The 16,908-nt window shown below is 65.6% G+C and carries 23 protein-coding genes and 1 tRNA gene; 10 read left to right on the top strand and 14 right to left on the bottom strand.

The window, feature by feature from the left end; genetic code table 11:
• The first annotated feature begins 1,644 nt into the window (after positions 1–1,644).
• Positions 1,645–2,643: a methyltransferase gene (locus ACYVO7_RS06975; RefSeq protein ID WP_460449092.1), complete on the top strand. Its 999-nt coding sequence runs from the start codon at positions 1,645–1,647 to the stop codon at positions 2,641–2,643.
• Positions 2,644–2,992: 349 nt separating this feature from the next.
• Here the strand turns inward: ACYVO7_RS06975 and ACYVO7_RS06970 are convergent, their stop codons facing one another.
• A complete protein-coding gene (locus tag ACYVO7_RS06970; protein WP_460449091.1) occupies positions 2,993–3,187 on the bottom strand; it encodes a DUF3606 domain-containing protein in 195 nt (64 codons plus the stop codon).
• Positions 3,188–3,518: 331 nt separating this feature from the next.
• Here ACYVO7_RS06970 and mscL point away from each other — a divergent pair, with 331 nt between their 5' ends.
• On the top strand, positions 3,519–3,974 hold the full coding sequence (gene mscL / locus ACYVO7_RS06965; protein WP_460449090.1) for a large conductance mechanosensitive channel protein MscL: 456 nt from the start codon (positions 3,519–3,521) through the stop codon (positions 3,972–3,974).
• 18 nt (positions 3,975–3,992) lie between these two features.
• Here the strand turns inward: mscL and ACYVO7_RS06960 are convergent, their stop codons facing one another.
• Together ACYVO7_RS06960 and ACYVO7_RS06955 are read right to left on the bottom strand one after the other, a co-directional pair.
• Entirely contained in the window at positions 3,993–4,358 is a 366-nt protein-coding gene (locus tag ACYVO7_RS06960; RefSeq protein ID WP_460449089.1) for a response regulator, read from the bottom strand.
• A gap of 23 nt (positions 4,359–4,381) precedes the next feature.
• The gene (locus ACYVO7_RS06955; protein ID WP_460449088.1) at positions 4,382–4,846 is read right to left on the bottom strand and encodes a BA14K family protein; all 465 of its coding nucleotides are present in this window, start codon (positions 4,844–4,846) and stop codon (positions 4,382–4,384) included.
• A gap of 94 nt (positions 4,847–4,940) precedes the next feature.
• Here ACYVO7_RS06955 and ACYVO7_RS06950 point away from each other — a divergent pair, with 94 nt between their 5' ends.
• The gene (locus tag ACYVO7_RS06950) at positions 4,941–5,390 is read left to right on the top strand and encodes a MarR family winged helix-turn-helix transcriptional regulator (protein WP_460449087.1); all 450 of its coding nucleotides are present in this window, start codon (positions 4,941–4,943) and stop codon (positions 5,388–5,390) included.
• Positions 5,391–5,559: 169 nt separating this feature from the next.
• The gene (locus ACYVO7_RS06945; RefSeq protein WP_460449086.1) at positions 5,560–6,177 is read left to right on the top strand and encodes an ATP-dependent DNA ligase; all 618 of its coding nucleotides are present in this window, start codon (positions 5,560–5,562) and stop codon (positions 6,175–6,177) included.
• An 81-nt stretch (positions 6,178–6,258) separates the two neighbouring features.
• Here the strand turns inward: ACYVO7_RS06945 and ACYVO7_RS06940 are convergent, their stop codons facing one another.
• Positions 6,259–6,468 (bottom strand): hypothetical protein, encoded by a 210-nt coding sequence (locus ACYVO7_RS06940; protein ID WP_460449085.1) that lies wholly within the window; start codon positions 6,466–6,468, stop codon positions 6,259–6,261.
• An 18-nt stretch (positions 6,469–6,486) separates the two neighbouring features.
• Positions 6,487–6,660 (bottom strand): hypothetical protein, encoded by a 174-nt coding sequence (locus tag ACYVO7_RS06935; RefSeq protein ID WP_460449084.1) that lies wholly within the window; start codon positions 6,658–6,660, stop codon positions 6,487–6,489.
• Between the two features lie 233 nt (positions 6,661–6,893).
• On the opposite strand from ACYVO7_RS06935, the gene ACYVO7_RS06930 reads away from it, so the two are divergent.
• Both ACYVO7_RS06930 and ACYVO7_RS06925 read left to right on the top strand, forming a co-directional pair.
• Positions 6,894–7,271: a response regulator gene (locus ACYVO7_RS06930; RefSeq protein ID WP_460449083.1), complete on the top strand. Its 378-nt coding sequence runs from the start codon at positions 6,894–6,896 to the stop codon at positions 7,269–7,271.
• Positions 7,272–7,485: 214 nt separating this feature from the next.
• A complete protein-coding gene (locus ACYVO7_RS06925; protein ID WP_460449082.1) occupies positions 7,486–7,698 on the top strand; it encodes a hypothetical protein in 213 nt (70 codons plus the stop codon).
• 16 nt (positions 7,699–7,714) lie between these two features.
• Here the strand turns inward: ACYVO7_RS06925 and ACYVO7_RS06920 are convergent, their stop codons facing one another.
• The 3 genes from ACYVO7_RS06920 to ACYVO7_RS06910 form a co-directional block, all read right to left on the bottom strand.
• On the bottom strand, positions 7,715–7,855 hold the full coding sequence (locus ACYVO7_RS06920) for a hypothetical protein (protein WP_460449081.1): 141 nt from the start codon (positions 7,853–7,855) through the stop codon (positions 7,715–7,717).
• A 112-nt stretch (positions 7,856–7,967) separates the two neighbouring features.
• The gene (locus ACYVO7_RS06915; protein ID WP_460449080.1) at positions 7,968–8,294 is read right to left on the bottom strand and encodes a DUF6894 family protein; all 327 of its coding nucleotides are present in this window, start codon (positions 8,292–8,294) and stop codon (positions 7,968–7,970) included.
• Between the two features lie 165 nt (positions 8,295–8,459).
• The gene (locus ACYVO7_RS06910) at positions 8,460–9,068 is read right to left on the bottom strand and encodes a hypothetical protein (protein WP_460449079.1); all 609 of its coding nucleotides are present in this window, start codon (positions 9,066–9,068) and stop codon (positions 8,460–8,462) included.
• A 398-nt stretch (positions 9,069–9,466) separates the two neighbouring features.
• Here ACYVO7_RS06910 and ACYVO7_RS06905 point away from each other — a divergent pair, with 398 nt between their 5' ends.
• The 4 genes from ACYVO7_RS06905 (at position 9,467) to ACYVO7_RS06890 (ending at position 12,157) form a co-directional block, all read left to right on the top strand.
• Entirely contained in the window at positions 9,467–9,853 is a 387-nt protein-coding gene (locus ACYVO7_RS06905) for a hypothetical protein (RefSeq protein ID WP_460449078.1), read from the top strand.
• On the top strand, positions 9,850–10,182 hold the full coding sequence (locus ACYVO7_RS06900) for a hypothetical protein (RefSeq protein ID WP_460449077.1): 333 nt from the start codon (positions 9,850–9,852) through the stop codon (positions 10,180–10,182). The genes ACYVO7_RS06905 and ACYVO7_RS06900 overlap by 4 nt, the downstream gene beginning before the upstream one ends.
• Positions 10,183–11,373: 1,191 nt before the next feature.
• Positions 11,374–11,757 carry a hypothetical protein gene (locus ACYVO7_RS06895; protein WP_460449076.1) on the top strand — a complete coding sequence of 128 codons (384 nt, stop codon included), beginning with the start codon at positions 11,374–11,376 and terminating at the stop codon, positions 11,755–11,757.
• Between the two features lie 16 nt (positions 11,758–11,773).
• A complete protein-coding gene (locus ACYVO7_RS06890) occupies positions 11,774–12,157 on the top strand; it encodes a hypothetical protein (RefSeq protein WP_460449075.1) in 384 nt (127 codons plus the stop codon).
• A gap of 261 nt (positions 12,158–12,418) precedes the next feature.
• Here the strand turns inward: ACYVO7_RS06890 and ACYVO7_RS06885 are convergent, their stop codons facing one another.
• The 6 genes from ACYVO7_RS06885 to ACYVO7_RS06860 form a co-directional block, all read right to left on the bottom strand.
• Positions 12,419–12,646 carry a hypothetical protein gene (locus tag ACYVO7_RS06885; protein ID WP_460449074.1) on the bottom strand — a complete coding sequence of 76 codons (228 nt, stop codon included), beginning with the start codon at positions 12,644–12,646 and terminating at the stop codon, positions 12,419–12,421.
• Between the two features lie 163 nt (positions 12,647–12,809).
• A tRNA-Glu gene (locus ACYVO7_RS06880) sits at positions 12,810–12,885 on the bottom strand.
• A gap of 135 nt (positions 12,886–13,020) precedes the next feature.
• Positions 13,021–14,478, bottom strand: coding sequence for a methyl-accepting chemotaxis protein (locus ACYVO7_RS06875; protein ID WP_460449073.1), 1,458 nt, complete (start codon positions 14,476–14,478; stop codon positions 13,021–13,023).
• Positions 14,475–14,798 (bottom strand): hypothetical protein, encoded by a 324-nt coding sequence (locus ACYVO7_RS06870; protein WP_460449072.1) that lies wholly within the window; start codon positions 14,796–14,798, stop codon positions 14,475–14,477. Before ACYVO7_RS06870 ends, ACYVO7_RS06875 begins: the two co-directional genes overlap by 4 nt.
• Positions 14,799–14,933: 135 nt before the next feature.
• Positions 14,934–16,259 (bottom strand): Hsp70 family protein, encoded by a 1,326-nt coding sequence (locus ACYVO7_RS06865; protein ID WP_460449071.1) that lies wholly within the window; start codon positions 16,257–16,259, stop codon positions 14,934–14,936.
• Between the two features lie 117 nt (positions 16,260–16,376).
• Positions 16,377–16,832 (bottom strand): FKBP-type peptidyl-prolyl cis-trans isomerase, encoded by a 456-nt coding sequence (locus ACYVO7_RS06860; RefSeq protein WP_460449070.1) that lies wholly within the window; start codon positions 16,830–16,832, stop codon positions 16,377–16,379.
• Positions 16,833–16,908: the final 76 nt, after the last annotated feature.

Below are 16,908 nucleotides of genomic sequence, written 5' to 3'. Positions count from 1 at the left end.
GCAGGGATTTTTTAAAAAAGGGCTCCCGCCGGTGGATCAGTACCGAAAGGCCCACGTGCAACAGATTGCGGTGATGAGGCTCCCAGCTTTGTGGAAACTGGCTAGGCTCTTTCTGGCGTGCGCTGCTGGCGCTCCCACGCCGCGGCGCCCGATTCACCGCTCAGATTCCGACTATCACCATGACGATGAACAAGAATGCGGCGGTCGCGGCAGCAAGGTCGAACAGTCGTTGGCTCGGATGCACGGCGCACCTCGCTCGCTTGATCCCTCACGAAAAAGCCCTGCGCGCGGGGATGCGATCCGCGGCAGGGCCTTAAGGTGGTTGAGGTTCGAGAGTGACCTTCACTTCACTCACCCCATTAATCCCGGCGCGCAGCTCGTGTTCCTGGCAAGCGACCTGACCTGATGGCTTAGGCCGCGCGAGGGCTAACTCCTGCTTTTGTGCCGCCCCACCCGCCAGCGCTGGGAACGTGGGGCGGGACCGCCCTGCGCATGAGGCTCTCGCCCTCGCGGCGCGTCAGCAAGCCACCAGCACCAGCGGTTCTTGTAGCGGATGCTGACGAACTCCGGCGCCTGGGACAGGCTGGAGGAGAGCGACGCTCGAGTGGTCTTACGTCCCCCGAAAGCCGGCACAAGCCGAAGTAACTCTTCAATTGGCGCCGGCTCGCCTCTGGCCACAAGCACCCGCCTCGCAGCCCCTGCCTGCGTCACCCTGATGGCGAGGTCGATCGCTGAACTTTGAGGCGCAACGAGATTGGCCGTGGGGTCTGCGCTCGTTCCCAAAGTGAGAATGGCTTCCTCCAGGGCAAGCATCGTCCGGTAATCGGCGCTTTGAGCCTGCAAGCGCCCGCGAACCTCGTCGTAAAGAGATTGAAGCGTTTCCCGAGAGACCTTATCCGCCATAGTGCGACCCGCGGCAGACCCGGACAGGGCCGCTGACGGCCTTCCGCCTTTTCGTTCCGGGCGACGCGCGCCAACGCCCAATCGCACCAGACGGCCCGCGCTGAGTCACCACGGTCCCATCCCGCTGGGCTGCGAACAGCACGAACTGCTGGCGATCGACGAGATGGTGCGAGGACCGCTTGCGCTGTAGAGGGAAAGCACAGCTGCGATTGCTGTCATGGCCAGCCCTGTCGCCATCACCAATCCTATGATCAGACGCGTATTCGCGTGATGCCTCTCCAGATGAGATTGTCTGCGATTGACCATGAGGCGGTCAGCATGAAAGGACCGCCTCTGTGGTATGCGCATCGCAAACTCCGTCGATTAACGTATTCGGTTGATCAGTCAAGTCGTTAATCTGGAATAGCTGGCGCGCGTCTACAAAGCCCAACGATGGGTTAAAGCAAATTATATCCACGATAGCGAACCACATGGGCCACGATCCCGATTTTCGTCTTGTTTGTTGCTTTGAAGTTGCTCCCGATTCGGAGAGGCCGCAAGAGAACAAAATGGTTCTATTCGTTTGTTTCTCTAAAGCTGAGGTTATGGGCATCGCCGTCGCCGCCGACCCTTCAAAGACGCCCGCCGGCTGCTGGCAGGGATGCGGGACACTCACGATCGGGCAGCCCATTTCGCGGGCCCCGGCTCCGACACTCGGTCTTTGTGCCATTCTGATGTGCGGTACCGCAGAGGAGGTGGCCTATGACCCCCGAAGAGCTACTCACGCGTCTCGGCTTTGGCTTCGCGATTTCGCAGTGCCTCAAAGTTGCCGCCGATCTCGACATCCCCGAAAAGCTGGTGGCGCGCCCTCGTTCCGCCGCCGATCTGGCGCATGAGTGCGGCGTGCATGCCGGAGCGCTCACCCGCGTGCTGAGGGCGCTGTGTGCCGAAGGGGTGTTCCGAGAGGGCCCCGTTGGCGTCTTCGGGCTCACCCCGGTGGGCGACGCCTTGCGCTCCGGCCGCGGGCCGCGCGAGTTCCTGAGCATGCTCAACGCGGAGCCTTACCGCGCCTTTGCCGAACTGGCTCACGCCGTTCAAACCGGTGAACCGACCTTCGAGCGGGTCTTTGGGCTCCCGCGCTTCGCGTGGCTCGGCCAGAACCCCGAAGCGGCCGAGGTCTTCCAAGCGGCCATGGTGGCCTATGGACGCGGGTTGAACGAAGCCGTCGCCGCGGCCTACGACTTCTCGCCGTTCTCCGTCGTGGCGGACATCGGCGGCGGCCATGGCCGCCTCCTCTCGAACATCCTCGCCCGCAATCCCCACCTCGGCGGCATTCTGTTCGATCTCCCGAGCGGCGTTGCCGAGGCCCAGAAAGGGGTCGGTGGCCCGCTTCCGCGAACCTCATTCGTCGCGGGAGATTTTTTCGAGAGCGTGCCGGACGGAGCCGACGTCTACATCCTGAAAAAGGTCATTCACGATTGGAACGACGAGAGATCGGTCGCGATCCTCGAGGCGGTTCGGCGTGTGTTGCCGGCGCATGGGCGGCTTCTCGTCGCCGAAACCTTGGTGCCGCTCGGGGACGATTACGCCACGATCAAACTCATCGACCTCACGATGCTCACTGTCACGGGTGGCCTAGAGCGGAACAAAGACGGGTATGCGGCGCTCTTCGAGAGGGCCGGCCTGTCGCTTTTGAGGATCATTCCTACGGGGGCGCCGATCCATATCCTCGAGGCGTCGCACGCAGGCGCCGAATGCTGAGCTTCGGCCCGAACGCCCCTTGAAAAGGTCAGGCGGGCTGCCCGGCCCGTCTGTAGAGCAACTCCCACCTGGTCGCCGCCGGGCAGTTGGACCATCGCCGTCGATCACGCAGGAGCCACAGGGAAGGCTCAGGAGGCCCGTCGCGATCCTGGGAAGTCTCGCGCCGCTGAGTCTCTGTTCGGCTCCAGAGGCGGCTCTCGTCAGCAGCAAATCATTCGAAAGCCATCGTGCTTGGGTGGCGGATCCAGAGCGGCCCTTTCGGAACGCGTTCCGTCGGGCAGACCAGACACGGGGCAATGAAACCTGGCGGCGTTCGGCGCTTGTGGGCGGGGACAGGCGAACGCACCTCCTACCCTGGCTCGTGGTGGTCCTTCCCGAGTTCGTCCGCCACGGCCTTTGCTCTGTCGCCCACCTTCTTCACGGCGGCTTCGAGCTGCTGGTGGGTCACGCCCCAGTTCTGGCTCCAGTAGTCGAGTTCATGACGCTGATGGATGTTGACGCGCTGTCTGTCTTGGCCGCCTCGCTTGGTCGGATCGTCTGCCATAGTCCGGTCTCCTTCGGACGGAAAACACGGAATCTTTCCAGGCAGTTCCAACAACGGGCGGGGCGCGCCACAGGCGAGCGGAAGGAATCGCTAAGGCCAAGGTTGAGCCGGCCAGTTGCGGCGTTGCGTTTCAAGGAGGGCCAGAACGGCTCCTCGTGCGAACTGGAAGGGCTATCTCAAGCTCTCACACCCCGAGCCGGCAAACCGGGAACAAGGTGAAACGGATCTAAGTCGATCCGGACACCGGCGAGGAGGTGCCCGGCGAGGACCTGCAACCGTAAGCGTGGGCTGCGCATTGGTGGGCAGCTGATCGAATGCAGGGACTGCGGACATGCTCGAGGATTTCAAGAAATTTGCGCTTAGGGGCAACGTGGTGGACTTGGCCGTCGCCGTCGTCATCGGCGCCGCCTTCGGCGCGATCGTCACCTCGTTGGTGGCCGACGTGATCATGCCGCTGATCGGCGCAGTCACGGGCGGGCTGGATTTCTCCAGCTACTATGTGCCGCTTTCAAGCAAAGTTCAGACTGGCTTGGCTTACGCCGACGCCAAGAAGCTGGGGGCCGTGTTGGGTTATGGTCAGTTCCTGACCGTCGCGGTCAACTTCGCGATCATCGCGGCCGTTCTGTTCCTGGTGATCCAGGCCATGAACCGATTGAAGCGCAAAGAGGACGCCAAGCTCGATGTGCCTAAAGCGCCCGAAGTACCGGCCGATCTTAAGCTTCTGTCCGAGATCCGCGATCAGCTCGCCGAACTGATTGCGGCCGTCCGAGGCGGCGGTCTCCGTTGAAGTCGCGCCGGTGCTGCTTCAGGCCAAGGCGGCGACGATCCGCTCGCGCAGGTCTTCGGCCGTGAAGGGCTTCCTAAGCCAGTCGCCATTGCGGCCGGTGAGTTGCATGGCCTTCTCGGGCTCTCCCGTCATGATGATGGCCGGGATGGTCTGCCCAGTTAGCTTCAGCCTGTGGACCAGCTCGTCTCCAGTCTCCTCCCCGAGGAAATAGTCGAGGATCAGCAAGTCGTAATCCCGCCGCGCGACGCTGTCCAAGGCTCCCATCACCGACATGGAGCAGTCCACGTCATGGATGTCGAGCTGCGCCAAAAGCTTCATCACGATGGTCAGCATGGGCGCAAAATCGTCCACGACCAGCACGCTGAGACGCCAGAGACCCGTCATCGACGTCCCTTCGGGATGGTGGCTCAATTGGCGGCCGTGGTGATGGCGGACCGACACGGCCGCACCGCCCCATCGAAGCTGCGATAGGTCTGGGTCACAGGATTGAAGCTCTTGTAGGTGGCGCAGCCGGCTGCGCCACGCGTCTCAGCTTTCGCCACCTTCTTGACCGCAGAGGCCGGGACGACGTTGTTGGTTGCGGCCTGAGGCGCAGAGGCGATCGCCGCCGGTTCTGAACGGAGCGAAGCGTATGACGCCTGTGGTCCGATGCTCGGCGTCGCGGGCGGGGCTTGCACCGTCGTTCCGGGCTGGATTCCAGGTTGCAGCATCACATTGCGCAGACCGCCGGCCAAGGGCGCCGCCGCGACGCTGGCGGTCTGGGCGGGCTTGGCTTTGGGCGCCGAGGCTGCTGGGCTGGCGTCCATCGCCTTGACCCCGACCACCAGCACCACTCCCATCAGCACAGGTCCGAGAATAAACCGCAGCGCCATTGTCGCCCCTCCTTGATTTGCGCGCTATCTAATGGTGCGCTATCGAGATGGAGTCAAATTGATTTTGCGCGAGCTACTCGCTATGGTGGCTGCCATGACCGACGCATTCGACAGCCTGAAGCTGGACCAGCAGCTCTGCTTCTCCATCTATTCCACCGCCCAGGCCTTCACGGCGGCCTACAAGCCGTTTCTGGACAGGGTGGGCCTTACCTACACGCAGTACCTGGTGTTGATGGCGCTGTGGGAGTCGGACGGCGTGCCGATATCCGAGATCGGCGATCGCCTTGATCTCGACTCAGGCACCCTGACCCCGCTGCTCAAGCGCATGGAAGCCTCCGGCTTCGTGGTGCGCAAGCGCAATCCGGCCGATGAGCGGCAGGTGTTGGTCACCCTCACTGACCGCGGCCGCAGCATTCAGGGCGACGCAGCGGTGGCTCGCAGAGACATTGTCTGCGCGTTGGGCAAGTCCGAACCGGAAGTCCAGAAGCTGAAGGCGATGGTTGACGAGCTACAAAGGGCCTTGTCTCGCACCAACGCGAGGTGATTGCTGTCGAGGTAGGCCAACGGGGGCTTCGGGGCGCTCTGAGGCAAGACTCGGAACCTAGTGCCGCAGCCCGACGTTCTCCCGCTGCAACGACGAAACGCCCCCCTCCGAGTTGCACAATGGCCCCGCGGCCCCGGAAAAACCGCGGGGCCTTTTCTTTTGGACGCCCATGCGCCCGCCTGTCCCAGCCCACAAGCGACGCACCCCGCCAGGCTTCATTGCGCCCTGTCTCGCCTGTCCCGCCGACCGTGTCCCAACGGGTCCGCTCTGGATCCACCAGCCGAAGCACGATGGCTTCCGGATGATCTGCCGTCGTGAGGGCGCGCAGGCGCGCCTGTGGAGCCGCAACGCCCTCAACTGGACCCAGCGCCTGCCGAGGATCGTTGGCGGCCTCCTGGAGCTTCCCTGTACCTCCTGTGTGCTCGATGGCGAGGCGGTCGTTCAGCTCCCCGATGGGCGCGACGACTTCCACGCCCTGAGGTCGAAGGCCGGCGCCCAGCACGCCATCCTGATGGCATTCGATATCCTCGAACTGGACGGGAAAGATCTGCGCCCCTGGCCCCTGGCATCGCGCCGGACTGTGCTGCGCCACCTGGTGGAGGACGAGCCTGTTGACGGGGTCGCCTATGTCGACGAGACCGCCGACGACGGCGAGGCCCTGTTCCGTCATGCCTGCGCCCTTGGCTTGGAAGGCATCATCTCGAAGCGTTGGGACAGCCCGTATCGGTCGGGCCGGTCGCGGCGCTGGCTGAAGTCGAAGTGCCCAGACTACGTGCGGCACGGATAGACCCGCGTGCGTGCACGCGGGCGTCTCCGGTTCAAGAAACTCAGGGCCCTACGGGGCAGGCACCCCGATGCGCTCCAATTCCTAAAGCTCGAGCAACCGGCGAAAATGCCGGGCGCCTTCATCGGTGATCTGAAAAGCCATGAAACCGCCAGACGCGACCTGTTTGACCCAGCCGTTGCGCTCCAGCGCCTCCGCGAAAGGGCCCATGAACTTGGCGGCATGCGATCCGACTTCGTATCTGAGGCGTCCCTTTTCGGCCAGGATGAGCAACCGCCGGTGAAGTCTGGTCATCCGTAATCCCGGTAACTTTCAGTGAAGTCGTCGGTGAGATTGCTCCCCCTCCTGGCGGGCCAGCTCACACAGCAGCATTAGGATCTTCGGCGGCAGCGGCTCGTCAACGACGTCGTGCCAGAACTCCCAGAGAGCCTGCTCGAGCAAGACGGTGTGGTGCTCGCCAGCCATCACCTCGTCGTCCGGTTCCATCCGCTCCGCTCCGCCTTGTCAGCCATCGCCGCCCCGTGCTGACAGAATGTCGCAGCCTCCCCATCGTTCTATGTGGAACGACAAAGGCGGCCACCTTGCGTTGCCTGACGATGATCCGGGCGGATCCACCCCTGCAGCAAGGAGCTGACGTAAATAGCCGGAATCGCGCGGCCGGGAGAGGGTGCAATAGCCGACAGCTTGACCTTTAACGACCACGTGTGCCTAGCTGCCTAATGGTAGCATCGCGTTCTATCCTCCTCGTCGAGGATGACCCCCATCTCCGCTACGCCTTCGAGAAGTTCCTTGGCAGCAAGGGCTACAACGTTACGGCTACTGGAAGCCCGTTTGAGGCTATTGAGCTGCTGGACGGCCCACTGCCCTTTGATGTCTTGGTGACGGATGTGGTGCTGGGGAAAGACAGCCCCCACGGGGTTTCGCTGGCTTTGATGGCCCGGGCAAGACGGACTGGGTTGCCCGTCCTCTTCATCACTGCATTCGAGGAGTTTATTGAATTTGCCCAGGCGCACGGGCCGGTGATGCTGAAACCTGTCGAGGGACGCGACTTGGCTCAGATGATTGGGCGCGAACTGGACGGAGTGGCGTCGCGCTGATCCGGAGCCACACCTCGCGAGCACGGGACGCCTTACCTTGGGGTTATGTAATGATTCTCCCTTTGTCTCGGTGAATTGATCCACGTCAATTTTGATAGATCGCAGTGTTCGTGATTTGTGCAGCGTGGCCTCCATTGTGTCCGTGGTGCCGCTCGCTCGCGTCAGAGCCGCAACTCTCATGCCAAGTTCGCGTTTTCACAAGACGGAGCGTGGGATGAGCAGTTGGAAGGGCAAACACGGTCAAGCCATCCTTGAACGCCTTGAGAGCAAGGCGGAGAAGCGCCGCGCCGCCGATCAGGCCGTGCTCGAGCAACTGGCCAAAGAGGGAGCCCAAATGCGCGAAAAGACGGAACGCCTGCGCGCGCTACGGGCCGCCCGCGAGGGCGCAAGCGCCGAGCGGAGCAGCTCATCGTCCAAGCCCACATAAGCGTTTGCGGGTCAGTTCAGCCTACCCAACGCCAATCCCAGATCAGCAACAAGCCGGCGAGCAGGACCCGCATGTGCGCTTCGCCCCAGCCTAGGGATGGCTGGCCGCGAAGGCGGATAGAGGTCGGCAACTGCTTGGAAGCGTGGATGGTGCGCATGGGCGACCTCCGTCGATAAATTGACGGTGCGCCTGATTCTGGCCGATCGGCAACGGTCAAGCTTGGGCGAGCGAGACTAGGCCTAACCCGGATGACCTGCGCAGGTCGCGTGCTACCGACAGACCGCCGTCCCCAGGCTGTGGCGCAAGAGCCATCGGCCGACTTGCAAGAATACGTTGGCATGAGTGGGCTTTGGCGGCTCCCGAGAGCCGGAATCGCGAGCTGGAGCGGGAAACGGGAAGGCGAACATGCTTCCCTCACCACAGACCTCATACCGAAGACTTGAGGTGTCGACTCCCATTCGCGCCTTCTCGGCCACTGACTCCCGGGCCGCTCTGATGGCCTCATCCACTGCCTCGCGCAAGTTGCGGAACTCCGCCCCGCACTCGTCGCGCAGTAAGCTTTCTCCGTCTCGGACGTGAAAGAAAAACAGCGGCACACTGACCTCCTGCGGAGGGGCGGCGGATTTTCGTCAATTCCCTTCTTGCGCTTATGTTCCCCAGCCTAGTGCGCGGCATAAAGAGGGCCGCCCCGAAGAGCGGCCCCAAGTCTAGGGAGGAAACGCCCAAGGAGGGCTATGGCCATCGCTGGCCACACCCGGAAGCTAGTGTGTGCAGCGCAGCATGGCAAGCGTTGCAGTGCAGCATTTGCTTGCAGGCAATGCTGTAAAACTGACCTTATGTCTCCGCGTCAGCCACAACGGTAGGCTACCTGGTAGCCAGCCGTGCTCCACGGAGCCCACGGCGCGACCCGCACAGGGGCCTGTCCCACGGAAGTTGCAGACTCCCCTCCCCGCTGCCGCCGCCCCGCCCGGGGGGGCCGCAACAGCCCGACTCCGTGCTGCCGCGCGACCCGCGATGCGCGCGTCAGGATCAATCTGCGGAGCTTGGGTCGCGAGCTGGCGTAGGACGGCCGACGCGGTCTTCGCTCGAGCCGCAGCCAGGGCGGCCAGGAGCCAGTCCGCCTTCGCCTGGGTGATGCGCCCAGATGGACCCATTCCCCACAAGGTGAACTCGCCAACGACCTCCACCAGATAGTCGTTCCAGTCGCGGTCGGCGCGCGCCAGGGCTCCATCAACGGTCAGCAGCAACTCGGCCTCATCCGTCGTCGCAATCCGCTGCGGGAGCACGTCGCGCTGCAGCCGGCGAAGGTCGCCAAAGCTGATGCGGTTGCTCTCCAGAGCCTTGGCGGCGAAGTCGTGAAGAGCGCTCATGCGTGATCCTCCCGTGGCTACCATGGATGACGGGCGACTCCTCGACAGGCCTGAATGCGGACCGCAGCCGGCCGAAATGCTGGCGGGGCGGTTAGGGGTTGGTGGACGCCCCGAGGATCGTCTGGGGGGCCGCCACGGTCAACGGGAACAGACCGCGACAGCACTGGCCGATGCCTCCTCGCCACAGTCGCGCCGGGGCTGTTGCTCGCGCAAGCCTTTGTGCCGGAAGGGCTCTCGCGGGTAAGTTTTCGTTAACCATGCTGACCCAAGCCTCGGGTCACAGGAGTTTTGCTCCCTCCTCCTGTACGGGGCTGGCGACCGCTGCCCGCAGGCCGGCGAGCACGCCACTTGCCGGCTCACGGGACGCATTTGCCCTAACACACGGATAAGCACACCACATGGCAAACGAAATGGCGAACAAGCTCGCCTTCACCACCGGCCTCGGCGCCAAACTCAAGGGCGCCACTGTCGTCCATACCTTCGACGATACTCCTGGTCCGTCCGTCACCGTGACGGTTCCTGCCCATAATACGATCGTCCAGGATCCCAATGGCACCGTCGATCCGGCGCTGCAGAAGGCTGACGGCACGTTCATCAACGGCAACGGCATCAGCGCGACTGGCTTCAACGTGATCCAGAACGTCGCCAAGGGCGTGGAGCTCGATCTGCGCGGCGCCCATCGCGGTATAGGCCCGGACACCGTCACCAGCGTCGATGCTGACGGCACGGTTCACTATGCCGGCACCGCGGGTCCGAGCTCGTTCCCCGCCACCGCGCCGATATGAGCATCGACTACGCCGTCAAGGGCGGAGCCGGTCTCACCCTCACCCTGCAGCTCGACACCGATCCCGGCGTGGGCGTCTCCTATGTGACGCTGACGAAGGCGGCCGGCTCGACCTTCTGGGCGAACGCCGCGGGCGCACCAGTGATCGGCGACGACGCCGGCACCCCCGACGCCTTCGGCAACTCGGAGAACGCCGCTTTCGGCTTCTGGCTGGGGACGCCGAACGTGGCGGCTGGCGATTACGACGTGGTCCTGACCGCGCTCGACGGCGTCAAGGTCGTTGCGCAGAACCACATCTCCATCCACGCAGCCGACCTTCTGGCCGCGTAATCGCAGCCCCCGCCGGTCTTCGGATCGGCGGGGGTTCGCTTACCCCGTCTCGCCTTTAGGGGGTTGCATGGGGGCAACAATGCATGCCGAACGTGATACCTGCATCGTCGAAGGTGCGTGAACCTCGACCGCCAGCCCACGGCGACCTCACCCGCGAGGAGGCGCGGCGCATCGCGGCGGGGATCAGTCGGCTTCCCCAGCTCGCCGTGCGCCAAGGACCATGAGGGGGTCAGCCGTTGCCGATGAGCTTCCAGGCGAAGGCCAGCGTGGGGCTCGCCACCAGCATGGCGGCGGCGGCGCCGAAGCGGAAGAGCAGGGTCGACATGAGTTCCTCCTGCGATCGAGATCGGGGTCCTAGCGATGTTCCGCAAGGCGAAGCGTGAACACAGGCTCGTGACCCCAGGTTTTGCTCGGCCTGACCCCTCCAGCCGGGCCAGTTCCCTCCCCACCTCGCCCCGCCGACTGCGGGGTTCTCTTTGCCGTTGCCAGAGCATGGGCTGGAGCCCCCGAACCTCTTGGCTGAGTCCCTTTGGGCTCACCACCGACAGCGGTTGGCTGCTCGTTTAACGACGGGTCCCGCCTCCACCAGCCTGCGGCCGTTTATTACGACGAGCCCGACGCCGGCGACCTCACCCGCGACGAGGCGCGGCGGATCGCGGCGGGGATCTGCCGGCTTTCTCAATTCGCCGGACGCGCGGTGCCTGAGACGGGGGTCGCAGCCACAGTCACGGGGTGCGACCCCCTATGCCGACGGCAAAGCCTGCGTCTACCACGCTGCAAAGGCGTAAGGCTGAACGGCCAGCCTGCTAGACAGCCCGACGGCTGAACGTCTGCGCAAGCTGATCCCCATGCTGGGGAGCGACCAGGAGGGCGAGATCCTGTCCGCCGTGGGCGCCATCAGCCGGACGCTTTGCACTGCCGGGCTCGAATTCAGCGACCTGGCGGGGCAGTCGGTGGCAGACTTTCAGACGAAAAATTTGGCGACCAGGCCCACCTTCGCGCTCGGGTCCGCGAGCTGGAGACGGCGCTCACGAAGGCAAACAGGGACATCGCCAAGCTGCAGCGCGCACGAGTTCGAATCACCTGAACTCAGCTAATGATGAGCATAATTGGCTCATTCGGTATGTCGGGCATTGTCGTCCCAAACACAATTGTGCCACAGTTCGGACGGGCTGAACCTGTGGGGCTTTGATGTCAAAAATCTCTCGTGCCGTGGCCGTTCTCGGCTGCGTGTCTGTTGCTGCGTGCGCTTCCCGGTCTGAGAACATCGCCGCGGCCTACGTGTCGCCGGTTTCCTATCAGAGCTGGTCCTGCTCCCAGATCTCGGAAGAGGCGGCCCGTGTGTCGTCCAGGGCGGCGCAGCTGGCCGGCGTGCAGGACTCCAAGGCGACGGGCGACGCGGTCGCGACTGGCGTTGGCGTGGTGCTCTTCTGGCCCGCGCTGTTCTTCATCAAGGGCGAAGGTGCGACGGCTGGCGAACTGGCCCGCCTCAAGGGCGAAATGGAGGCTATCGAGCAGGTCAGCGTTCAAAAGCGCTGCGGAATCCAGTTCCGACGGGCGACTCCCGGCGCTTGATTGCTTGGAGGCCGGCATGAGGTACTTCCTGGCCATCGCGGGGATGATCGCCGGCATGAGTGCCCCGGTAAGCGCTCAGCAGCGGCCGGTATCTCAAGCGCCAAACACGATTCAAGAATTGTTCGCGTTCCTCGGCCAATGCGTCTCTCTGCCCGCCGGTAGCGAGGGCTCAGAAATCACGTTGCGGTTCAGCCTCAATCACATCGGAGTTTTGCGAGGAAAGCCGTTAGTCGCCTATTCGAAGCTGACAGGCGATCAGGACACCCAGAGGAAGTTCATCGCGGCGGCTTTGGCCGCGTTAGATAAATGCACTCCGGTGCCGATGACCGAGCACTTCGGGAAGGTGGCGGGTCAGAAGATGATCTTGTGGCGGATCATCTCGCCAGAACGTCGGGCCTGATCGGAAGATGGCTAGGCCACATCCCGCTGCAAATGCAGGACTGGATACAGCGGTGGACGGCTGCAGAGCGTCGGCGCACCAAGCGCCAGAGCGGGGCAGAGGGCCACAGCGTGGCTCAGAAGCGCGTCAGGACGGGTAACGGTCTTCCAGAAGAGGTGTGCCCGAAGGCGGGTGTGGTTTCCTCGAGCGCGGGCGCGTACTGTTGCGGCGACGCGCCAAACGTCCGCCAGCAGGCTAGACGCTCGTCCGCATGTCGGTGGTTCAGTAGCGTCGGATCACTTGGCCGGTCTTCAGCACGCCCAGAGCCTCGGCCGGGAGCGCCGCAACGGCTTCGATCTGGGCCTGGTGGGATTCTAACCGTGAGACCCGCCGGATAGCGCCAACCGCTTCGCTGGGGTCGGAGTAGGCGGCGTGGTACAAAGGCTGCCCGTCCCTGACCACCTGCCCGCCGAAGATGAAGCTTACGCGCACCGCCCAGCCTGCCACCATGATCCGCTCCCTCATCACGAGAGAGCATGGGATCGGCTGCCTGATGCACGGGCAATAGCCCGAACGGCCTAACCGTCCAGCAACGTCCGCGCCCGTACATGGGAGCTTATTCCGCTCATATTTGACGAATTAGGGTCCGCAACGCCGAAGTCATTGAAATAACTGGCGCTCCCAAGGGGACTCGAACCCCTGTTTTCGCCGTGAGAGGGCGACGTCCTAGACCGCTAGACGATGGGAGCGGCTCGCTGGCGGGCTGGGCCGCCGCGGGAGCCCTCCTATAACGACCCCCGCCGGGCGCTTCAAGCGCAAATGCGGGGGTCGGATCGGAAAAAGCGCGCCGGGCGGGCCGGCGCTCAGGCGCCTCGGCAAGCCGATCAGGCGGCCTGCAGGCGCGCGATGACGCGCTCGAATTCGTTGCGCAGGCGATCGGCGGTCCGCTGCATGGCGTCGGAGGCCGCCCCCACCACGTCGGCCGCTTCGAGCGTGCTCTGGGCCGCCCGCGTGGCGTCCGTCACATGCGCGCCGAGGATCATCGTGTCGCGGGCCAGGTTCTGGATCACGGACGCGATCTCGTGCGTGGCGGCGTGCTGCTGCTCCACCGCGGCCGCGATCTCCGAGGCCTGGCCGTCCACCGACTGCATGACGGTGACCACGGCCGTGACCGCGTCGACCGTCACATCGGTGACGGCGCGGATCTCCTGCACCTGGCTCTCGATGGCCAGGGTGGCCTTGGCGGTCTCCCCGGCGAGATGCTTCACTTCGCTGGCGACCACGCTGAAGCCGCGCCCGGCCTCGCCGGCGCGCGAGGCCTCGATGGTCGCGTTCAGCGCCAGGAGGTTCGTCTGCGCGGCGAAGTTGCGGATGACGTCCACGAAGGTGGCGATCCGGCTCATGGCCTCCGACAGGTCCGCCGCCTTCTGGCGGGTCTGGAAGGCCTTGGTGGTGCCGCCCTCGATCAGGAAGGCGGTGTCGCTCATGCGCTCACCGATCTCGGCGACCGCCTTGGTGAGCTCCTGGGTCGAAACGTTGATGAGCGAGATGCCGTCGTTGGAGGCCAGCGCCGCCTGCTCGGCGCGCGCGGCGGTCGCGGCCGAATCGGTGGCCGAGGTCGCCAGATGCTGGCTGGTGGATTTCAGCTCCGTGGCCGAGGCGTGGATGCCGTCCAGCAGCGCGGTCACGCTGCTGCGCGCGTCCGCGATCGTCTCGCGCAGGGAGCGCAAGGCCGCCCCGTCCAGCTCGGCCCGGGCCGCGGCCTCGTCGGCTAGGCGCGTGGCGGTGCGGCTGGCGGCGGCCGCCTCCTCCATGGCGGCCTCGGTGGCCTTGAAGCTCTGGACGAGCCGGCTGGCGATCAGAGCCAGCGCCGAGACCTCGACGGCCACGATGAACCCGTGCAGGGCCACCCGGCCCACATGGGAGGCCTCGGGGAAGACCGCGGCCGGGTAGATCGCGTTCAGCGCGAGGTGGTGGAGCAGGATGAACCCGGCCGCCGCCGCCAGCGAGCGCCAGCAGCACCAGCTCGCCGTGATGGCCAGCACGGCGAAGAAGTACATGTGGGCGTCGACCACGACCCCGCTGGATTCGGCGCTGGCCAGGAACAGCGCCGCGAAGCCGGCGGCCATCAGGCCGGTGCACAGGCGCGTGTTCAGTCCCGTGCGGTCGTGGCGCCACAGCAGGGTGCAGGCGAACGTGCCGGCGAGGCCCGTGATCAGGATCGCCTGCCCGTAGCGCGACGGCGCCAGCGTCTGCAGGACGAGGAGCCCGACCGCGTTCAGCCACAGGAAGGCGATGAAGCGGGCGCCGACCCAGCGGCGAAATTCAGAAAGGGTCGTCACGAGGCCGCTCCGCGCGGCTCGACACAGGCGCCGAGGCCCAGGGGATCGAGCAGGAGCCAGGCGCCGGCGGCCCTCAGGCGGTCGCGGAAGGGGCCGTCCTCGGCGTCGGGCCCGTCCGTCTCGGCGACGGCGATGAACGGCCAGCGGCCGAGCCGCACGACCCGGCCCTCGGCCGCGGCGACCGCGCGGAACGCGCCCTCGGCCCGGAACGGGTTCACCACGACGGCGACGGCCCCCCGGGGCTCCGGGGCTGAGCGGGCCAGGACGGCGGGGATGAGCGGCGCGCACAAAAAGGCGGCGGTCAGAAGAAACGTTCTCATGAGGGGCTCGCGTTGACAGCCCACCATGCGTCGCAAGGTTTGAAGAAGTGCTACGCGCAGGGCGCGGAAAGCCGGCGAATGAGGCGCTCGCGGCTGCCAGGCCCTGCGACATTTCGCCCGATCCGTGCGTCGGCGTCAGGCTGCAACCCATCTGTCGAGGTCGGGCTCCCCGCCGATCAGGGCCAGGCCGGACGCGATGGATTCGAACTGGTCCGACGAGGTCAGGCGGCGCTCGCCGAAGCGCTCCAGGAATACGCGCCGGATGGCCGGGATGAAGGAGGACCCGCCGGTCAGGAAGACGCGCTCGACCTGCTCGGCCCGGGTTCCGGCGCGCGCGAGCGCTTCGTCGAGCGCGCCGGCGATCCGCTCGATGTCGGGCGCGATCCAGCCCTCGAAGTCGGCCCGGGCGACGCGGGCGGCGATGTCGACGCCGCCGTCCTGAAACCGGAAGTCGACCGCGTCCTGCGAGGACAGGCCGATCTTCGCCGCCGACACCGCGCGATAGAGGGCGAAGCCGAGGTCGTTCTCCACGATTTCGATGAAGCGCTCGAGGGGCTCGGGGTCCACGGCCGCGCGGGCGAGCTGGCGCAGCTCCTTCAGGTCGCCATTGGCCTTCATCATCGCCAGCTGATTCCAGCGGGCGAAATTGGCGTAGTAGTGCGTCGGCAGCGACAGGAGCTTGTCGAAGGAGCGGTAGTTCCCGCCCTTGCCCAGGCGCGGCGAAACCACCTTGTCGATGATGCGATAGTCGAAGGTGTCGCCCGCGACGCCGACGCCGGCGTGGCCCAGCGGCCGGGCGCGGCGCGCCCCGTCGGTCCCCTCGAAGCGGATCACCGAGAAGTCGCTGGTGCCGCCGCCGAAATCGGCGACCAGCACGGTGGCGTCCTTCTCCAGCTGCTGGGCGTAGAAGAACGCCGCTCCCACGGGCTCATAGACGAAGCGGGGCGCCGCGACGCCCAGCCGGTCGAAAGCCGACTGGTAGCGCCGCATCGCCAGCGCCTCGTCCGGCGCGCCGCCGGCGAAGCGCACCGGCCGGCCGACCACGACGGAGCCTCCGTCGGGCGCCACGCCCGCATGGCCCAGCACGTTGGACAGGAAGGCGTGCAGCAGATCCTCGAACCGGTAGCGCGCGCCGAAGATGCGCGTGTCCTGGAACGACGAACTCGCCGCGAAGGTCTTGAAGGACTGGATGAACCGGTGGTTGGAGAGCCCCTCCAGGAACTCCTCCACGGCCCAGGGGCCGCCCTCGATGCGGGTCCGCTTGCCGGCCCGGCCGCCGTCCTCCCAGAAGCACAGGGCCGAGATGAAGGCCGTGCCGTCGCTGGCGTGGCGGCCTTCATGGCGGAAGCGCACGACGCTGGCCGGATGGCCCGGGCGCGACAGCGCCACCACCGTGTTGCTGGTGCCGAAATCGATGCCGATCGAGACCGGGCCGGGAGAGGAGGGCGAAGCGCGCGTCATGGGGACCGTCGGGAAGGCGCCGTCAGGCGGGTCGAACGAGAAACGGACGCATCCTGGCGGATGCGCCCGTCCGGGAGATCAGGCGCGAGGCGGGGCGCCTCGCGCGGAACGTTGCGGTCACTTGACGGCGAGAAGCTCGACGTCGAACAGCAGCGTGGCGTTGGGCGGGATCACGCCGCCGGCGCCGCGGGCGCCGTAGCCGAGCTCGGGCGGGATCACCAGCTTGCGGCGGCCGCCCACCTGCATGGTGGAGACGCCTTCGTCCCAGCCCTTGATGACCTGGCCGCGCCCGATGGTGAAGGAAAAGGGCTCGTTGCGATCACGCGAGCTGTCGAACTTCTTCCCGTCCTCCAGCGTGCCCGTGTAGTGGACCGTGCAGGTCTGGCCGGGCTTGGGCGTCGCGCCCGTTCCGACCGTAACGTCCGTGTAGCTCAGGCCCGAGGCTGTCTTGTTCATCTTGGTCTCCGTCTGCGCCGACGCGGCGGCGGGAAGCATGGGAACGGCGATCAGCGCCAGGACGGTGCGGCGGGATGGGCCGCTCTTGTCCGGGGCGCGCATGGGGTCGGTGCGCATGGGGTTCCCTCTGTTGGCCCTCCGCAGTAGTCGGGCCGGCCCGGAACGGCAAGCGCGGCCGCCGCCGCTGGAGGAA

Source organism: Alsobacter sp. SYSU BS001988 (assembly GCF_054796215.1).
This window is presented reverse-complemented; position numbering and strand designations above follow the sequence as displayed.

Bases quoted from the DNA above. Each gene is read 5' to 3' on its own strand.
- ACYVO7_RS06975 (WP_460449092.1), top strand. From the start codon at position 1,645: ATGACCCCCGAAGAGCTACTCACGCGTCTCGGCTTTGGCTTCGCGATT.
- ACYVO7_RS06970 (WP_460449091.1), bottom strand. From the start codon at position 3,187: ATGGCAGACGATCCGACCAAGCGAGGCGGCCAAGACAGACAGCGCGTC.
- mscL (WP_460449090.1), top strand. From the start codon at position 3,519: ATGCTCGAGGATTTCAAGAAATTTGCGCTTAGGGGCAACGTGGTGGAC.
- ACYVO7_RS06960 (WP_460449089.1), bottom strand. From the start codon at position 4,358: ATGACGGGTCTCTGGCGTCTCAGCGTGCTGGTCGTGGACGATTTTGCG.
- ACYVO7_RS06955 (WP_460449088.1), bottom strand. From the start codon at position 4,846: ATGGCGCTGCGGTTTATTCTCGGACCTGTGCTGATGGGAGTGGTGCTG.
- ACYVO7_RS06950 (WP_460449087.1), top strand. From the start codon at position 4,941: ATGACCGACGCATTCGACAGCCTGAAGCTGGACCAGCAGCTCTGCTTC.
- ACYVO7_RS06945 (WP_460449086.1), top strand. From the start codon at position 5,560: ATGCGCCCGCCTGTCCCAGCCCACAAGCGACGCACCCCGCCAGGCTTC.
- ACYVO7_RS06940 (WP_460449085.1), bottom strand. From the start codon at position 6,468: ATGACCAGACTTCACCGGCGGTTGCTCATCCTGGCCGAAAAGGGACGC.
- ACYVO7_RS06935 (WP_460449084.1), bottom strand. From the start codon at position 6,660: ATGGAACCGGACGACGAGGTGATGGCTGGCGAGCACCACACCGTCTTG.
- ACYVO7_RS06930 (WP_460449083.1), top strand. From the start codon at position 6,894: ATGGTAGCATCGCGTTCTATCCTCCTCGTCGAGGATGACCCCCATCTC.
- ACYVO7_RS06925 (WP_460449082.1), top strand. From the start codon at position 7,486: ATGAGCAGTTGGAAGGGCAAACACGGTCAAGCCATCCTTGAACGCCTT.
- ACYVO7_RS06920 (WP_460449081.1), bottom strand. From the start codon at position 7,855: ATGCGCACCATCCACGCTTCCAAGCAGTTGCCGACCTCTATCCGCCTT.
- ACYVO7_RS06910 (WP_460449079.1), bottom strand. From the start codon at position 9,068: ATGAGCGCTCTTCACGACTTCGCCGCCAAGGCTCTGGAGAGCAACCGC.
- ACYVO7_RS06905 (WP_460449078.1), top strand. From the start codon at position 9,467: ATGGCAAACGAAATGGCGAACAAGCTCGCCTTCACCACCGGCCTCGGC.
- ACYVO7_RS06900 (WP_460449077.1), top strand. From the start codon at position 9,850: ATGAGCATCGACTACGCCGTCAAGGGCGGAGCCGGTCTCACCCTCACC.
- ACYVO7_RS06895 (WP_460449076.1), top strand. From the start codon at position 11,374: ATGTCAAAAATCTCTCGTGCCGTGGCCGTTCTCGGCTGCGTGTCTGTT.
- ACYVO7_RS06890 (WP_460449075.1), top strand. From the start codon at position 11,774: ATGAGGTACTTCCTGGCCATCGCGGGGATGATCGCCGGCATGAGTGCC.
- ACYVO7_RS06885 (WP_460449074.1), bottom strand. From the start codon at position 12,646: ATGGTGGCAGGCTGGGCGGTGCGCGTAAGCTTCATCTTCGGCGGGCAG.
- ACYVO7_RS06870 (WP_460449072.1), bottom strand. From the start codon at position 14,798: ATGAGAACGTTTCTTCTGACCGCCGCCTTTTTGTGCGCGCCGCTCATC.
- ACYVO7_RS06865 (WP_460449071.1), bottom strand. From the start codon at position 16,259: ATGACGCGCGCTTCGCCCTCCTCTCCCGGCCCGGTCTCGATCGGCATC.
- ACYVO7_RS06860 (WP_460449070.1), bottom strand. From the start codon at position 16,832: ATGCGCACCGACCCCATGCGCGCCCCGGACAAGAGCGGCCCATCCCGC.